Consider the following 14,789-nt stretch of genomic DNA (forward strand, 5'->3'; position numbering starts at 1 on the left):
GGGCGGGTCACGGGTGAGTGGTGGGTTTGCCGCCCTGGCCGGGCGCGGACGTCGGCTTGCCGCGGCCGTTCGAGCCGGTGGCCTGCGTGGGGGCGGGCCCGGCGGTGGCGGCGGTGGTGTCGGTGGTCGGGGCGGGAGCCGGTCCGCCGGCCGGCCCGGTCGTGGCCCGGGGGGCGGGGCCGGACGAGGCCCGGGGAACGCCGCCGGTGGGGTTCGGGGCGCGGCTCGGTGAACGGGAAGCCGCGGGGCCGGCCTCGACGGCGGGTGGCCGGCTCGGGGCGGCGTCCGGAGTGCGCGGGGAGGGCAGGAAGGGGGACTCGACCGTGGGCCCGCCGAACAGCGAGCTGATCAGCAGGACGACGTAGGCGGCGGCGGGCACGGCCAGCAGCCACCCCGTGCGGCGGACCCGGCGCTGGCGTCGGCCCGAGGAGTCCACGAAGACCGGGCTGGGCACGGGGGCGTGCCCGGGCCCCGCTTCCGCCGCGCGCGGGGAGGCCGCGTGGATGCGGGGAAGCGGCAGCGTGTCGTCGTCGGCGTAACCCGGTGGTCGTTGCATCGGTGGGGCAGCCTCTGGCTATGGGGTCACCCTGTGGGGCGACCGGTCGGGGCGTCATTGCGGGGCGGGGACGGGACGGTGTGCGCAGGGCCCGTCGGGGGGCCGGTCGGGCGGCCGTTCTCGGCGCCCGCGTCGCGGGTGGCTCCCGGGCTGTCGGGCCGTTTGCTCGCGTCCCGCCTGCCGGGCTGCGCGGGAGTGGCGCCGGGCGGGCCGTCCGTCGGCCGCGCGGTCGGCGCCGCGCCGCGCCCTTCGCCCCGGCCGGCCAGGACCGGTCCGCAGTAGCCCGGTACGGCGGCCTGCCCACCCGCCGCTGCGACCAGGGGGGTGAAACGGCGCTCGGCCAGCACCTCGGCGGGCGGTGGGCCGCCGCCCTCGGCGTCGGCGTAGGCGTGGCAGAGCTCGGCCAGAGCGGCCGGAACCGCCGTCGGCGAATGGGCGAGCGTGCCGGGGGGCACTTCCCCCGGTTTCCCGCCCGGTGTCGTGGCCGGGGCCGCGGCGGAGGGGACGGGGCCGTTGCTCGCGGGCCCGCCGCCCAGTGCGGCGGGCAGATGGCCCGTTCCGGCGGCGACGGCGACACCGCCGAGAGCCGCGGCCAGGGTGGCGGCCGCGACCTTCGCGCCGAGGAGCAGCGCCGGCCTGAGCGCGGACCGCCTTCGGGACGTGGGGACGGAGCCGGGGACGTGGGCGTGAGCAGAGGTGAGACGAGCCGCCCGGAACATGGCCACGGCTTCCTCTTCGCCGGAGAGTTCGCTGTCGGCCGCGGGAGCGGATACGGCAGCGAGCAGTGCCTGGAGGGCGTCGTGTCCGGGTACGGTGCCGGCGCGGGCGCCACCGAGCAGCTGCTCGGCGGTGTCGTGATCGATCCCGTGATCGATCCGGCGGGATCGGTTGGTGCTCATCTCGTGTCCTTCAGCGTCGAAGCCGCGGCCTGTGTCACTCCTCGCGCGAAACTTCTTCCGCGCCGCTTCGGCCCGCCCGCTCGGTCCGTGCCGCCGCCATCGCCGCCCGTGCCGCGCGCACCGCCTCCCGCATCGTCTTCCGCCTCGCCTTCCGGCGCGTTCGCCCCGTGCTGTTCGAGCAGCTTGGCGAGCTTGCGCAGGCCGCGGTGCGCCGCCATCCGTACCGCGCCGGGCCGCTTGCCGAGCACCCGGGCCGCGCTGTCCGCGTCGAGGTCCATGACCACCCGTAGGAGCACGGCCTCCGCCTGATCGCGGGGCAGGGCGGCGATCAGGGCGAGCGCCTCGGCGGCGGCGACCGTGGCCAGCGCGGCTCCCTCCGTGTCCTCGGGCGCCTGCCGGTCGAGCAGGTACTCGACCGGCAGGCCGGACATCGGACGTCGGCGCCGACGGCGCAGCAGGTCCATCGCCCGGTTGCGGCCGATCGTCGACACCCAGCCGCGGAATCCGTCGAAGTCCCCCTTGAAGGACCCCAGATCACGGGCGATCTGCAGCCACGTCTCGGACGCGACGTCCTCGGCCTCCTCACCGACCAGCACGGTCAGATAGCGCAGAAGCCCCGGCTGCACCGCCCGGAACAGCGCCCGAAATGCCCCCTCGTCCCCCTGCTGTGCCGCTCTGACCTCGCCGGACATGTCCCGCAGGTCCGCCGGGTACCGCGGTGCTCCCGGCTTTCCTGCTCCGCTGTCGGCCTCACCGAATTCCTCCGCACTGTGCACGCGGGACATGATGCGGCACTTCCCCGAACAGATACGCGGTACAAGGCCTGGCCAAAGTCCGCCCGGTTGAGCAAGGATCGCGTCCGCACCGCGCCCGCCCAAGAATTTTTGGCACATCACATCCATCACAGGAGGATGTTCATGCCCCGTCGTTCACCTCGCGGTCTGACCGCGGCGGCCACCGCCGCCGTGGCCCTGTTCACCCTGGCCGGACCGGCCTCGGCGTCCGGGCCGGCGCCCGCCGCGGCCCTGCCCCGGGGCAGCGTCTTCATGGTCAACCCCGTGCAGTCCTCGGGCGATCAGTCGCTCACCGACGCCAAGGACGCGGCCGACGCCGTGCCCGCCTCCGCCTACACCACCGCCGCGCTGCGCAATCTGGACACCAGCGGGGGCCTGTCCGGGAAGTGGGCGTACGTCAGATCGGAAACCGGCGCCGCCGCGACGGTCGCGGACGCCGCCCGGTACGACCGTTCCGACGACCAGTTCGAGCAGGTCATGGCCTACTTCTGGGTCAACGAGGCGCAGGAGTACCTGCAGGGCCTGGGCTTCGGCAGCGAACTTCCCGGGGCCAACGACCGGGTCCAGCCGGTCCGCATCAACCAATTCGGCGCCGACAACTCCTTCTTCACCGACAAGAAGGCCGAGATCCGCTTCGGCAAGGGAAGCGTCGACGACGCCGAGGACGCCGAGGTGATCCTCCACGAGTACGGTCACGCGGTGCACCACGCCCAGGTCCCCGGCTTCGGCACCTCCCCGGAGGCCGGAGCGATAGGCGAGGCCTTCGGCGACTACCTGGCCGTCGAGGTGGGGGCCCACGCGGCGGCCGCCTACGGCTGGCCGCTGAAGGCGGATCTGGCGTGCGTCGCCGACTGGGACTCGATCTCCTACAGCGCCGCCCCGCACTGCCTGCGCCGGGTCGACGGGACCAAGGTCTACGCGGACAAGGTCGGCGAGGTCCACGCGGACGGGGAGATCTGGTCCCGTGCCCTCTTCGACATCCGGGGCGCCCTGGGATCCCGGACCGCCGACCGGATCATCGTGAACGCTCAGTTCGGCTTCGCGCCCGACACGAGCTTCGAGGCCGCGGCACTGACGACGATCGCGACCGCTGAGCGCATGTACGGCAAGGACGCCGCAGGCGCCGTGCGTGCCGCGTTCAAGGCCCGCCAGATCCCGGGCGTCTGACCCGCGGCCAGGGCCCGGTCCGCGCCGCGGGTCGGGCCCGCTGTGGGTCGGGCCCGTTGCTGGCCGGTCCCTCCGTACGCCTTCCGTACGCGCCTTCCGTACGCGCCCTCAGCTCCCGCCGGTGAGCTCGCCGCTGAGCGTCCCGTGCAGGCGGGCGCTGGGTCCGTTCAGGCCGGTGATCTCCACGCTCTTGCCGCGTTTGGCGTACCGGTGCTCGATGGCGTCGAGCGCCGCGACGGAGGACGCGTCCCAGATGTGGGCGGCGGAGAGGTCGATGACGACCTTGTCGGGGTCGCCGGCGTAGTCGAACTGACCGACCAGGTCGTTGGAGGATGCGAAGAACAGCTCGCCGGTCACGCAGTAGACCACCTGGCCGCCGTCCGGATCGAGCACGGAGGTGACGTTCGCCAGCCGCGCGACCCGCTTGGCGAAGATGACCATCGCGGTGATGGAGCCCACGACGACGCCCACGGCGAGGTTGTGGCTGACGACGACGCAGACGACGGTCACCACCATGACGGCGATTTCGCCGGTGGGCATCCGCCTCAGGGTCTTCGGCGCGATGGAGTGCCAGTCGAAGGTCGCGAAGCAGACCATGACCATGACGGCGACGAGGGCGGCCATCGGGATGTCGGAGACGACCGGCCCGAACGCGATGCACAGCACCATCAGGAACACGCCGGCGAGGAACGTCGAGAGCCGCGTCCGGGCGCCGGACACCTTCACGTTGATCATCGTCTGGCCGATCATCGCGCAGCCGCCCATGCCGCCGAAGAAGCCGGTGACGATGTTGGCGATGCCCTGGCCGATGGACTCCCGCGTCTTGGAGGACCGCGTGTCGGTGATCTCGTCGACCAGCTTCGCCGTCATCAGCGACTCCATCAGCCCGACGAGCGCCATGGCCAGTGCGTACGGGGCGATGGTGGTCAGCGTGGCCAGGGTGAACGGCACGTCCGGCAGGCCGGGCACCGGCAGCGCGGACGGCAGCGCGCCCTTGTCCCCGACGGTCGGGACCGCGATGCCCGCGGCCACCGTCATCACGGTGAGGATGACGATGGACACCAGCGGGGCCGGGACCGTCTTGGTGACCTTCGGGAAGAACACCATCAGCGCCAGCCCGGCCGCCATCAGCGGGTAGACGGCCCAGGGGACACCCAGCATCTCGGGTACCTGGGCCATGAAGACCAGGATGGCGAGGGAGTTGACGAAGCCGACCATCACCGAGCGCGGGATGAACCGCATCAGCTTCGCCACGCCGAGCGCGCCGAGCACGATCTGGAAGACGCCGGCCAGGATCACCGCGGCGATCAGATGGCCGAGCCCGTGCTCGCGGTTCAGCGGAGCGATCACGAGGGCCACGGCGCCGGTCGCGGCGGAGATCATCGCCGGACGGCCGCCGACGACGGAGATCACCAGGGCCATCGTGAACGAGGCGAACAGTCCGATCGCCGGATCCACTCCGGCGATGATCGAGAACGAGATCGCCTCGGGTATCAGGGCGAGCGCGACGACGAGACCGGCGAGGACCTCGGTCCGCAGGACCTTGGGCGAGAACCAGGCCGGCCGCGCCGGCCGCCGGAAGCCGGGCAGCCGCGCGGAGGAGGGCGCGGGGGAGGAAGGCGAAGACGCGGACACGGATACGGACCTCGGGCTCGGGCTCGGGCGATTCCGGACGCGGGAAGGGCCTGATCCGCGAGGCGGGTCAGGCCCTTGACCTGGTCGTGCGAAGTCGGAGTGGCGGGATGTGGAACCACGGCCCCTTCGTCCCGTACGAGGTGTGGCCGTGCGCCGACGCTGCGGCACCGCCATTTTACCGGAGACGTCGCTCACGGCGGCGCCCGCTCGCGTCCGCCCCGGGGGGCTACGGCCCCCCGACGGGGGTAGGCGAACAGCACCTCGTCCGTCTCATGGCACCGGGCGAGCAGGGTGAAGGCTGAGGAAGGAGGGACGCGGTCATGGACACCAGTGGTCCGACCCCTCACGTGGTGGTGGGCGTCGACGGTTCGCCCGCCTCGTACGAGGCACTGCGATGGGCAGTGCGGCACGCCCGCCTGATCGGGGCGACGGTGGACGCGGTGGCGGCCTACGACGTCTCCGGAGCGGTGGGCTGGTCCGCGCCGGCGGTGGACGCGGAGTTTGACGAAGCGCACGCCAGACAGGCTCTGGACGACGAGCTCCAGAAGGTGCTCGTCCAGGTGGGAGACGTGTCCATGAAACAGCACCTGATCCGGGGCAGCGCGGCCAAGGTGCTGATCGGGGCATCGGTCGGCGCCGAGCTGCTGGTCGTGGGCAGCAGGGGCCGGGGCGGCTTCGCCAGCCTCCTGCTGGGCTCGGTCAGCCAGCAGTGCGCGACGCACGCGTCCTGCCCGGTCGTCATCGTCCGGCCGCAGACGGACGAGGGCGACACCAGTCCGCCGGCGTGACGGCCGGTCGGTCGGTTGGCGGGTTGGTCGGTCGGTTGGTCAGTTGGTCGGTCGGTTCTGAGGCTGCGCGGTACGTCCATCCGGGCGCGCCCGGCGTGTACCGCCGGTCGCGGTCCGCCCTGTGGCCGTAGGTTTCGCAGCGGGAGGTGCCTGGCCGGGCACGGAGCGTTCCGCAGGAAACAGGAAGTGGGTGCCGGCGATGACCGAGCAGCGAACCGTCACCGTGTTCGGCGCGACGGGCCGCCAGGGAGGCTCATTCGTACGAGCCGTCCTCGCGGACCCGGACAGCGGCTTCGTGGTCCGCGCGGTGACCCGCCGGCCGGACTCGGACCGGGCCAAGGAGCTGGAACGGCTCGGGGCCGAGGTGGTCCGGGCCGATCTGGACGACGAGGAGAGCCTGGTCGCGGCGCTCGAGGGCTCGTACGGGGCGTTCCTGGTGACCAACTTCTGGGAGGACATGGACGAGGCGCACGAGAAGGCCCAGGCCGCGGCCCTGGCCCGGGCGGCCGGGCACGTGGGTGTGCAGCACGCCATCTGGTCCACCCTGGAGGACACCCGCGAGTGCATTCCGCTCGACGACGACCGGATGCCCACGCTCCAGGGCTCGTACAAGGTCCCGCACTTCGACGGCAAGGCCGAAGCCGACCAGTACTTCATCGACGACGGCGTACCGACGACCTTCCTGCGCACGACCTTCTTCTGGGAGAACCTGTACGGCGCGAACGCCCCGCGGCGCGGCGAGGACGGCACCTTCGAGCTGAACTTCCCCATGGGTGACAGCAGGCTCGCCGGCATCGGCGTCGAGGACATCGGGAAGACCGCGTACGCCATCCTCAAGCGGGGCACCGACTTCATCCCCGCCACCGTCAGCATCGCGGGCGAACACCTGCGCGTCGCGGACATGGCCGCGGCCCTGTCCGAATCCCTCGGACAGCCCGTGCGCTACCGGCCCCTGACGCCGGACGCGTTCCGCGGCCTCGGCTTCCCCGCCGCCGACGAGGTCGGCAACATGTTCCAGTTCTACGCCGACTGCGAGGCCCGCTTCACCGCTGCCCGCGACCTCGACGCCGTGCGCGCCCTCAACCCGGCCCTCCAGGACTTCTCGACCTGGCTGGCCGCGCACCGGGACAAGTTCCACTGGAGCTGAGGGCTGCGCCAGGGCGCGGGCCGGTGCACTCCGGTCGCCGGCTCCGAAACCGCTGTGCGGGGGGTCAGCCGATCACGGGACTGCGGCGCTCCAGCAGCACCACGTCCCGCCACACCCCGTGGAGGCGGCCGATGCGCCGGCGGGTACCGATGACCCGGAAGCCCGCTCGCTGGTGGAGCGCGAGGCTGGCGGTGTTCTCGGGAAAGACGCCCGACTGGACCGTCCAGATCCCGGCTCCCTCCGTGGAGGCGATCAGCGCGTCCAGCAGGGCGCGCGCGACGCCGCGCCCCCGGGCGCCTGGGTGGACGTACACGGAATGTTCCACGACGCCCGCGTACGCGCAGCGGTCCGAGACTCCGCTCGCGGCAACCCAGCCCAGGACTTCGCCCTCGGCGCCCACGGCGACGAACCGGTGCGCGGGCAGTTTCGCGGCGTCGAAGGCTTCCCACGCGGGCGCGGCGGTCTCGAAGGTGGCGTTGCCTTCGTCGATCCCGGCCTGGTAGATCGCCAGCACCTCGTCCGCGTGTGCGGGCAGCAGCGCGGTGACCAGCAGGGAGGTCATGCTCCCCGTCCGGCGGCCGTGGTCAGCAGCTGGCCCATGGCCGCCAGTACGGCCGGCTCGACACGGTAGTAGACCCAGGTGCCGCGCCGCTCGGAGGACAGCAGCCCCGCCTCCTTGAGCTTCTTCAAGTGGTGGGAGACGGTCGGCTGGGAGACGCCCACGTCGGAGATGTCGCACACGCACGCCTCACCGCCGGCGTGCGAGGCGACCGAGGAGAACAGCCTCAGGCGGACGGGGTCGCCGAGGGCCTTGAACATCTTGGACGTCCGCTCGGCCTCCTCGGCGCTCAGCGCGCGCTCGGTCAGCGGCGGGCAGCACAGCTCCACGACGGCTTCCGGCTCCAGCAGGGGCAGCACCTTGGTGTTCGACATGCATCTATGTTGACATGCGTCGAACCAGCGGCAGCCTCCGGCGGCCAATTCGATAGGCATCCATATTGACGCCTGTCGAATCAGCTGCCATCCTGATGGCCTCGCAGACACATCGACAGACGTCGAAACAAAGGGGATCGCCGTGAACGCCACCGCCAACGACCACCTGCCCGTCGTGGTCATCGGGGCCGGGCCGGTGGGCCTGGCCGCCGCCGCCCACCTCGTCGAGCGCGGCCTCGAGCCCCTGGTCCTGGAAGCCGGCGCCCGGGCGGGCGCCGCCACCCGCGAGTGGGCCCACGTACGCCTGTTCTCCCCGTGGGGCGAGGTCGTCGACCCGGCCGCCGAGAAGCTCCTGGCCCCGACCGGCTGGGTGAAGCCCGAGGCCGCCGGCTACCCCTCCGGCGGGGACTGGGCCGAGCTCTACCTCCAGCCGCTCGCCGACGTCCTCGGCGAGCGGGTCCGCTACGACGCGAAGGTCACCGGCGTCTCGCGCACCGGCCGTGACCGCATCGTCGACGCGGACCGCGAGACCCGGCCCTTCGTCGTGCAGTACGAGACCAGCCGGGGGTCCGAGCAGCGCGTCCTGGCCCGCGCCGTCATCGACGCCTCGGGCACCTGGTCCACTCCCGGCCCGGCCGGAGGCAGTGGACTCGCCGCCCTCGGCGAGAGGAGCGCCGCCGACCGGATCGCCTACCGCGTTCCGGACCTGAAGGTCCCCGCCGACCGCGCCCGGTACGCCGGCAAGCGCACCGCCGTCATCGGCTCCGGCGCCTCCGCCTTCACCGCGCTGGCCTACCTCGCCGACCTCGCCACGTCCGAGGACGGCGCCGGCACCCATGCCACCTGGATCCTGCGCCGCGGCATCTCCGGCTCCACCTTCGGCGGTGGCGAAGCCGACCAGCTTCCCGCCCGCGGCGCCCTCGGCCTCGCGGCGAAGGCGGCGGTCGACGGCGGCCACGCCGACGCCGTCACCGGCTTCCGCACCGACGCCGTCGAGAAGGCCGAGGACGGCCGCCTGATCCTCGTCGGTGACGACGGACGCCGCCTCGACCCGGTCGACGAGGTCATCGTCCTCACCGGCTTCCGCCCCGACCTCACCTTCCTCGGCGAGCTGCGACTCGCCCTCGACGAGCGGCTCCAGGCCCCCGTCGAGCTGGCCCCGCTGATCGACCCCAACCAGCACTCCTGCGGCACCGTCTACCCCCACGGCGCGGGCGAGCTCTCCCACCCCGAGAAGGACGTCTACCTCGTCGGCATGAAGTCCTACGGCCGCGCCCCGACCTTCCTGGCCATGACCGGCTACGAGCAGGTCCGTTCCATCGCCGCCACCCTCGCCGGCGACCGGGAGGCCGCCGAGCGCGTCGAACTCACCCTCCCGGAGACCGGAGTCTGCGGCGGGGCGGGCCTGTTCGACGAGCCGTCAGCCGCGGAGAACACCGGCGGGGGCTGCTGCGCCGCCCCGGCCACCCTCACCATCGGCGCCCCCGCCTCCTCCGGCGGCTGCTGACCACCGTGCCCTCCACCCAGGCCGGCGCGGCCCTGACCGGGACGGGAGCCCGGCCACGGCCACGCGCCGCGCTCCCGGCCCTGTGCGCCACCCAGATCACCAGCTGGGGCATCGTCTACTACGCCTTCCCCGTCCTCCTCCCGCACCTGACGGCCGATACCGGCTGGTCCCCCCACGCGACCACCGGCGCGTTCTCCCTCGCCCTGCTCGTCTCCGCCCTGGTGGGCATCCCCGTCGGCCGCGTGCTCGACCGCCGCGGTCCCCGATCGGTGATGACCGCCGGATCCGTCATCGGCGTGCTCGCGGTCCTCACCATCGCGGCCGCTCCCCACCTGACCGTCTTCTTCCTCGGCTGGATCCTGGCCGGAATCGCCATGGCGGCCACCTTCTATCCGCCCGCCTTCGCGGCCGTCACCCGCTGGTGGGGCCCCGACCGGGTCCGGGCGCTGACCATCGTCACCCTGGCGGGCGGCCTGGCCTCCACGGTCTTCGCCCCGCTCACCGCCACCCTCGCGGAACACCTCAGCTGGCGGCAGACCTATGCCGTCCTCGCCCTCATCCTGGCCGCGGTCACCATCCCGGCCCACGCGCTGGCCCTGCGGGGCCCCTGGCCCCCGGCGCCCCCGGCCCCGCCCGCCACCGACCACACCCCGGTGGCCAGGACCCGCCCCTTCGTCATCCTGGCAGCGGCCTTCACCCTGTCCAGCTTCGCCATGTACGCCGTCGTCATCGGCCTGATCCCGCTCCTCACCGAGCGCGGCGCCGACACCACAACAGCCGCCTGGGCCCTGGGACTCAGCGGCGCGGGCCAGACCCTCGGCCGCACCCTCTACGCGAGCCTGGCCGCGCGCACCACGGTCACCGCCCGCACGGTCACCCTCATCGCCCTGGGCGGCGCCACCACGGCAGCACTCGCCCTCATCCCCGGTCCCCTGCCGCTGCTGGTCGCCCTCGCGGTCCTGGCCGGAGTCGTCCGCGGCAACCTCACCCTCCTCCAGGCCACCGCCGTCACCGACCGCTGGGGCACCACCCACTACGGCCGCCTCTCCGGCCTCCTCGGCGCCCCGTCCCACATCGCCGCCGCCCTAGCCCCCTGGGCCGGCACCGCCCTGGCGACCCCCCTCGGCGGCCACCCCCACCTCTTCGCCCTGCTCGCACTGCTCTCCACAGCCGCCGCCTGCCTCGCCCTCCGGGCCCGGAATGACACGACATCAGCTCCGTGAAACGCAGGAAGGGCCTGATCCACTGAGTGGATCAGGCCCTTGACCTGGTCTTACGAAGTCGGGGTGGCGGGATTTGAACCCACGACCTCTTCGTCCCGAACGAAGCGCGCTGCCAAGCTGCGCTACACCCCGATCGCCGCCTTTGCAGCGCTTGCTGCCGTGGCGACATCGATTACTTTAGCGGACCTCGCGCCGGAGACGAAATCCGGTTTTCGCGGGGCGGTCCGGACCCCTACGCCTTTGGGGTCAGCGTCAGCAGGGTCGCCTCCGGTGGGCAGGCGAAGCGGACCGGGGTGAATCGGTTGGTGCCGCAGCCCGCCGAGACGTGCAGGTACGCGCGGTGACCCTCCGCCTCGTGCGTGGACAGGCCCTTCACCCGCTTCGTATCGAGGTCGCAGTTGGTGACGAGCGCCCCGTAGAAGGGGATGCACAGCTGCCCGCCGTGGGTGTGCCCCGCGAGGATCAGCGGGTACCCGTCGGCGGTGAAGGCCTCCAGCACGCGCAGGTACGGGGCGTGCACCACGGCCATCGAGAAGTCCGCGTCCGGCTCCGGGCCGCCGGCGACCATCTCGTAGCGGTCCCGCTTGATGTGCGGGTCGTCGAGCCCGGTGAAGGCCAGCTCCAGGCCGTCCAGCTTCAGCCGCGCCCGGGTGTTGGTGAGGTTCAGCCAGCCCGCGGCGTCGAAGGCGTCCCGCATCCCCTCCCACGGGTTGTGGACGGCGCCGACGACCGGCTTGTTGCCGTTCAGCCCGTGCCGGCCCTGGGCCTTCTCGATCAGGTAGCGCCCGGGGTTGCGCAGCCGCGGCCCGTAGTAGTCGTTCGACCCGAAGACGTACACCCCCGGGAAGGACATCAGGGGGCCCAGGGCGTCGAGCACCTCGGGGACGCCCTCGGTATCGGAGAGGTTGTCGCCGGTGTTCACGACGAAGTCGGGGCGCAGGCCGGCCAGGGACTGCAGCCAGGCGCGCTTCTTGCGCTGCCCGCCGACCATGTGGATGTCGGAGACCTGGAGCACGCGCAGCGGGCGCATCCCCCGGGGAAGGACAGGCACCGTGATCCGGCGCAGGCGGAAGGACCTCGCCTCGAAACCGGCGGCATAGGCCACACCCGCGGCCCCCACCGCAGCGATTCCGGCAGCAGCCTTCAGGGGTACTCCGTAACGCGCACGCATGGAGCCATCGTCGCAGACCCGGAAAACCAAAGAGCGCCACCGCCCCAGCACCTGGCAGACTCAGCTCCATGACCACGCTCAAGGCCAAGCTCCAGGAAGACCTCACGACCGCCATCAGGGCGCGGGACGAGCTGCACTCGTCCACGCTGCGACTGACCCTCGCCGCCATCACCAAGGAGGAGGTCGCGGGCAAGGAGGCACGTGTGCTCTCCGACGAGGAAGTCCTCAAGGTGATCGCCAAGGAGGCGAAGAAGCGCCGCGAGGCGGCGGAGGCCTTCGCCCAGGGCGGGCGTCCCGAGCAGGCCGCACGGGAGACCGCGGAGGGCGAGTTCCTCGACACGTACCTGCCCAAGCAGCTCACCGACGACGAGCTCGCCGCGATCGTGGCGCAGGCCGTCGAGGAGGCCAGGGCGGCGGGCGCCGAGGGGCCGCGGGCCATGGGCGCCGTCATGAAGATCGTGAACCCGAAGGTCGCCGGGCTGGCGGAGGGCGGGCGCGTCGCCGCCGTCGTCAAGCAGCAGCTCTCGTGAGCCCGAGCCCCGTGAGGACCAGAACCGGGAAGTGACGAGGAGGGCCCCAGCCGGATGATCCGGCTGGGGCCCTCCTCGTCAGCTGTCCTGCGCTACCGTCACCCGTCCGGCGGCACCGTCACCGTCCGGCGCTACCGGTCGTCGCGGCCGCCGATCAGACCGCCGCCCGGGTCGATCGTGATCCCGGGGAAGGGGTTCTCGGGATCGCCGCCGCCCCCGGTGCCCCCGGTCTGACCGCCGGGCCGCTCGCCGGGCTTGCCGTCCCCGCCCGGCTTGCCGGGCCGCGTCGGGTTCGTCGGCGGCCTGTTGCCGCGGGGGCTGCCGGACGGGACCATCGGCTCCGGGATGCTGACCGTGGTGAAGGTCGGGGCGTCACGACCGGACAGCGCGCCCGTGACCGCGTCCTTCCAGATCGGACCGGGCAGGCCGCCACCGAAGACCTTGTCGAAGGGCTTGCCGCCGATCACGATGTTCTCCATCGTGATCTTCTTCGCCCCGCCCGAGCCGACCCACACCGCGCCGGAGATGTTCGGGGTGTAGCCGACGAACCAGGCGTTGTAGCGGGAGTCCGTCGTACCGGTCTTGCCCGCGCTGTCGCGGTCGGTCAGACCGGCCCGCTCACCGGTGCCGGAGTCGACCACTCCGCGCAGCAGGGTGTTGATGGTGTCGGCGGTGGTCTGCGACATCGCCCGCTCGCACCTGCTCTTCGGCACCGAGAGCGCCTTGCCGTGCGCGTCGGTGATCGACTCGATGGCTACGGGCGTGCAGTAGACGCCGCGGTTGGCGAAGGCCGCGTACGCGTTGGCCATCGTCAGCGGGGACATCTCCTCGGAACCGAGCGCGATGGCGGGACCGTCGGCGAGCTTCGCCCCGCTCGCCGGGACCACGCCGAGCTTCTGCGTCATCTCCGAGACCGGGCACAGGCCGATCTCGGAGATCATCTCGACGAAGTAGGTGTTGATCGACTTCTCCATCGCGGTCTTCAGCGCGTAGGGGCCGATCTCGTCCTCGGTCTCGTTCTCCGCCTCTTCCTTGGTGGTGTTGACGTACTGCGAGCCGTCACAACGGGGGATCGGGCTCGGGTAGTCCATCTTGTTCGGCGCCGCGTACACCTTCGTCGGCGGCATCCCCCGCTCCAGGGCGGCGGCCGCGATGAACGGCTTGAACGTCGAGCCGACCTGGAAGCCGAAGTTCGAGCCGCCCATCCGCTTGTCCACGGAGTAGTTGATCTGCGTCTCGTTCTTCCCGAAGCCGTACGGCTTCGACTGACCCATCGCCAGCACCCGGCCGGTGCCCGGCTGGACCATGGTCACAGCCGTCGCGATCGCGTCCTCCTGGTAGACGTGGTCCTTGATCGATTCGTTGGCCGCGTCCTGCGACTGCGGGTCCAGGGTCGTACGGATCGTCAGACCGCCCTGGTTCCACACCTTCGCCCGCTCCTCGCGCGTCTTGCCGAAGACAGGATCGGTGAGGAAGGAGTTCTTCACGTAGTCGCAGAAGAACCCGGCGCCCTTGACCGCGGTGATGCAGCCGTTCTTCGGCTTGGTCACCTTCAGTACGACCGGTTTCGCCTTCGCCGCGTCCGCCTCCGCCTGGGAGACGTCCTTGATGTCGGCCATCCGCTGCAGGACGATGTTGCGGCGCTTGGTCGCCTCCTGCACGTCGTTCACCGGGTCGTACCGGCTCGGCGACTGGACGAGGCCCGCCAGCAGCGCGGACTCCTCCAGGGTCAGGTCCCTGGCCGGCTTGCTGAAGTAGCGCTGGGCGGCGGATTCGATTCCGAATGCCTGCTGCCCGAAGAACGTGATGTTGAGGTAGTTCTCCAGGATCTTCTTCTTCCCGAGCTCCTCCTCGACCTGGATCGAGTACTTCAGCTCGCGGATCTTGCGCCCGAGGCTCTTCTCCTGGGCCGCGCGCACCTTGGTCTCGTCGTCACCGGCCTCTTCGACGAACACGTTCTTCACGTACTGCTGGGTCAGCGTCGAGGCACCCTGGGCCGCGCCGCCTTCCTGCGCGTTGCGGTTGACCGCGCGCAGGATGCCCTTGAGGTCGACCGCGCCGTGTTCGTAGAAACGGGAGTCCTCGATGGCGACGATCGCCTTCTGCATGTACGGGGAGATCGCCGTGAGCGGGACCACCTGCCGGTCGCGTGAATAGACAGTGGCGATCAAGCCACCCTCGGCGTCCAGAATCGTGGTCCGCTGGCTCAGTGGCGGAGTCTTGAGATTGGCCGGGATCTCATCGAATCCCTCGACCGTGCCCTTGGCCGCCAGCCCCAGGGCCCCTGCGGCCGGAATCGCCATTCCGGCCAGCACAACTCCGGAGAGAACGGACACCCCGAGGAACTTGGCGGCCTGCTGGCTCCCCGTGAGCCCGCCGCCCGAGCGCTTCTTTCCCATGGGGGGCAGCCTACGTTCTGATTCGCCGGACACGCGCGAA

At 71.9% G+C, this 14,789-nt stretch carries 14 protein-coding genes and 1 tRNA gene; 6 read left to right on the forward strand and 9 right to left on the reverse strand.

What is annotated here, in order from left to right; genetic code table 11:
- Positions 1-7: 7 nt before the first annotated feature.
- Genes ACZ4TV_RS12045 through ACZ4TV_RS12055 form a run of 3 tightly spaced genes read right to left on the reverse strand, consistent with a single transcriptional unit; the run spans position 8 to position 2,240 of the window.
- The gene (locus tag ACZ4TV_RS12045; protein WP_468133433.1) at positions 8-556 is read right to left on the reverse strand and encodes a hypothetical protein; all 549 of its coding nucleotides are present in this window, start codon (positions 554-556) and stop codon (positions 8-10) included.
- Between the two features lie 26 nt (positions 557-582).
- Entirely contained in the window at positions 583-1,455 is an 873-nt protein-coding gene (locus ACZ4TV_RS12050) for a hypothetical protein (RefSeq protein ID WP_468133435.1), read from the reverse strand.
- Positions 1,452-2,240, reverse strand: a complete 789-nt coding sequence (locus tag ACZ4TV_RS12055; RefSeq protein WP_468133437.1) for an RNA polymerase sigma factor — start codon at positions 2,238-2,240, stop codon at positions 1,452-1,454. Before ACZ4TV_RS12055 ends, ACZ4TV_RS12050 begins: the two co-directional genes overlap by 4 nt.
- Before the next feature lie 132 nt (positions 2,241-2,372).
- Here ACZ4TV_RS12055 and ACZ4TV_RS12060 point away from each other — a divergent pair, with 132 nt between their 5' ends.
- Positions 2,373-3,416, forward strand: a complete 1,044-nt coding sequence (locus ACZ4TV_RS12060; RefSeq protein WP_468133439.1) for a M4 family metallopeptidase — start codon at positions 2,373-2,375, stop codon at positions 3,414-3,416.
- Positions 3,417-3,524: 108 nt separating this feature from the next.
- On the opposite strand, the gene ACZ4TV_RS12065 is transcribed toward ACZ4TV_RS12060, so the two are convergent.
- The gene (locus ACZ4TV_RS12065; RefSeq protein ID WP_468133441.1) at positions 3,525-5,051 is read right to left on the reverse strand and encodes a SulP family inorganic anion transporter; all 1,527 of its coding nucleotides are present in this window, start codon (positions 5,049-5,051) and stop codon (positions 3,525-3,527) included.
- Between the two features lie 320 nt (positions 5,052-5,371).
- Between ACZ4TV_RS12065 and ACZ4TV_RS12070 the strand changes: the two genes are divergently transcribed.
- Together ACZ4TV_RS12070 and ACZ4TV_RS12075 are read left to right on the forward strand one after the other, a co-directional pair.
- Positions 5,372-5,839, forward strand: a complete 468-nt coding sequence (locus ACZ4TV_RS12070; RefSeq protein ID WP_468133443.1) for a universal stress protein — start codon at positions 5,372-5,374, stop codon at positions 5,837-5,839.
- Between the two features lie 199 nt (positions 5,840-6,038).
- Complete coding sequence (locus ACZ4TV_RS12075) at positions 6,039-6,986, forward strand: NmrA/HSCARG family protein (RefSeq protein ID WP_468133445.1); 948 nt, start codon at positions 6,039-6,041, stop codon at positions 6,984-6,986.
- A gap of 64 nt (positions 6,987-7,050) precedes the next feature.
- Here ACZ4TV_RS12075 and ACZ4TV_RS12080 read toward each other — a convergent pair whose 3' ends face one another.
- The gene (locus ACZ4TV_RS12080) at positions 7,051-7,548 is read right to left on the reverse strand and encodes a GNAT family N-acetyltransferase (RefSeq protein ID WP_468133447.1); all 498 of its coding nucleotides are present in this window, start codon (positions 7,546-7,548) and stop codon (positions 7,051-7,053) included.
- Positions 7,545-7,919, reverse strand: a complete 375-nt coding sequence (locus ACZ4TV_RS12085; protein ID WP_468133449.1) for an ArsR/SmtB family transcription factor — start codon at positions 7,917-7,919, stop codon at positions 7,545-7,547. Before ACZ4TV_RS12085 ends, ACZ4TV_RS12080 begins: the two co-directional genes overlap by 4 nt.
- A gap of 142 nt (positions 7,920-8,061) precedes the next feature.
- On the opposite strand from ACZ4TV_RS12085, the gene ACZ4TV_RS12090 reads away from it, so the two are divergent.
- Positions 8,062-9,426 carry an FAD-dependent oxidoreductase gene (locus tag ACZ4TV_RS12090; protein WP_468133451.1) on the forward strand — a complete coding sequence of 455 codons (1,365 nt, stop codon included), beginning with the start codon at positions 8,062-8,064 and terminating at the stop codon, positions 9,424-9,426.
- Positions 9,423-10,649, forward strand: coding sequence for an MFS transporter (locus tag ACZ4TV_RS12095; protein WP_468133734.1), 1,227 nt, complete (start codon positions 9,423-9,425; stop codon positions 10,647-10,649). Before ACZ4TV_RS12090 ends, ACZ4TV_RS12095 begins: the two co-directional genes overlap by 4 nt.
- A 58-nt stretch (positions 10,650-10,707) precedes the next feature.
- Here ACZ4TV_RS12095 and ACZ4TV_RS12100 read toward each other — a convergent pair.
- Positions 10,708-10,781: transfer RNA gene (locus tag ACZ4TV_RS12100), tRNA-Pro, on the reverse strand.
- A gap of 100 nt (positions 10,782-10,881) precedes the next feature.
- Positions 10,882-11,820, reverse strand: a complete 939-nt coding sequence (locus ACZ4TV_RS12105; protein WP_468133453.1) for a metallophosphoesterase — start codon at positions 11,818-11,820, stop codon at positions 10,882-10,884.
- 68 nt (positions 11,821-11,888) lie between these two features.
- Here ACZ4TV_RS12105 and ACZ4TV_RS12110 point away from each other — a divergent pair, with 68 nt between their 5' ends.
- Positions 11,889-12,350 carry a GatB/YqeY domain-containing protein gene (locus tag ACZ4TV_RS12110; protein WP_468133455.1) on the forward strand — a complete coding sequence of 154 codons (462 nt, stop codon included), beginning with the start codon at positions 11,889-11,891 and terminating at the stop codon, positions 12,348-12,350.
- A 131-nt stretch (positions 12,351-12,481) separates the two neighbouring features.
- Here ACZ4TV_RS12110 and ACZ4TV_RS12115 read toward each other — a convergent pair whose 3' ends face one another.
- Positions 12,482-14,749, reverse strand: coding sequence for a transglycosylase domain-containing protein (locus ACZ4TV_RS12115; RefSeq protein WP_468133457.1), 2,268 nt, complete (start codon positions 14,747-14,749; stop codon positions 12,482-12,484).
- Between the last annotated feature and the right edge of the window lie 40 nt (positions 14,750-14,789).

Source organism: Streptomyces sp. NPDC028910, from assembly GCF_055564955.1.

Bases quoted from the DNA above. Each gene is read 5' to 3' on its own strand.
- ACZ4TV_RS12045 (WP_468133433.1), bottom strand. From the start codon at position 556: ATGCAACGACCACCGGGTTACGCCGACGACGACACGCTGCCGCTTCCC.
- ACZ4TV_RS12050 (WP_468133435.1), bottom strand. From the start codon at position 1,455: ATGAGCACCAACCGATCCCGCCGGATCGATCACGGGATCGATCACGAC.
- ACZ4TV_RS12055 (WP_468133437.1), bottom strand. From the start codon at position 2,240: ATGTCCCGCGTGCACAGTGCGGAGGAATTCGGTGAGGCCGACAGCGGA.
- ACZ4TV_RS12060 (WP_468133439.1), top strand. From the start codon at position 2,373: ATGCCCCGTCGTTCACCTCGCGGTCTGACCGCGGCGGCCACCGCCGCC.
- ACZ4TV_RS12070 (WP_468133443.1), top strand. From the start codon at position 5,372: ATGGACACCAGTGGTCCGACCCCTCACGTGGTGGTGGGCGTCGACGGT.
- ACZ4TV_RS12075 (WP_468133445.1), top strand. From the start codon at position 6,039: ATGACCGAGCAGCGAACCGTCACCGTGTTCGGCGCGACGGGCCGCCAG.
- ACZ4TV_RS12080 (WP_468133447.1), bottom strand. From the start codon at position 7,548: ATGACCTCCCTGCTGGTCACCGCGCTGCTGCCCGCACACGCGGACGAG.
- ACZ4TV_RS12085 (WP_468133449.1), bottom strand. From the start codon at position 7,919: ATGTCGAACACCAAGGTGCTGCCCCTGCTGGAGCCGGAAGCCGTCGTG.
- ACZ4TV_RS12105 (WP_468133453.1), bottom strand. From the start codon at position 11,820: ATGCGTGCGCGTTACGGAGTACCCCTGAAGGCTGCTGCCGGAATCGCT.
- ACZ4TV_RS12110 (WP_468133455.1), top strand. From the start codon at position 11,889: ATGACCACGCTCAAGGCCAAGCTCCAGGAAGACCTCACGACCGCCATC.
- ACZ4TV_RS12115 (WP_468133457.1), bottom strand. From the start codon at position 14,749: ATGGGAAAGAAGCGCTCGGGCGGCGGGCTCACGGGGAGCCAGCAGGCC.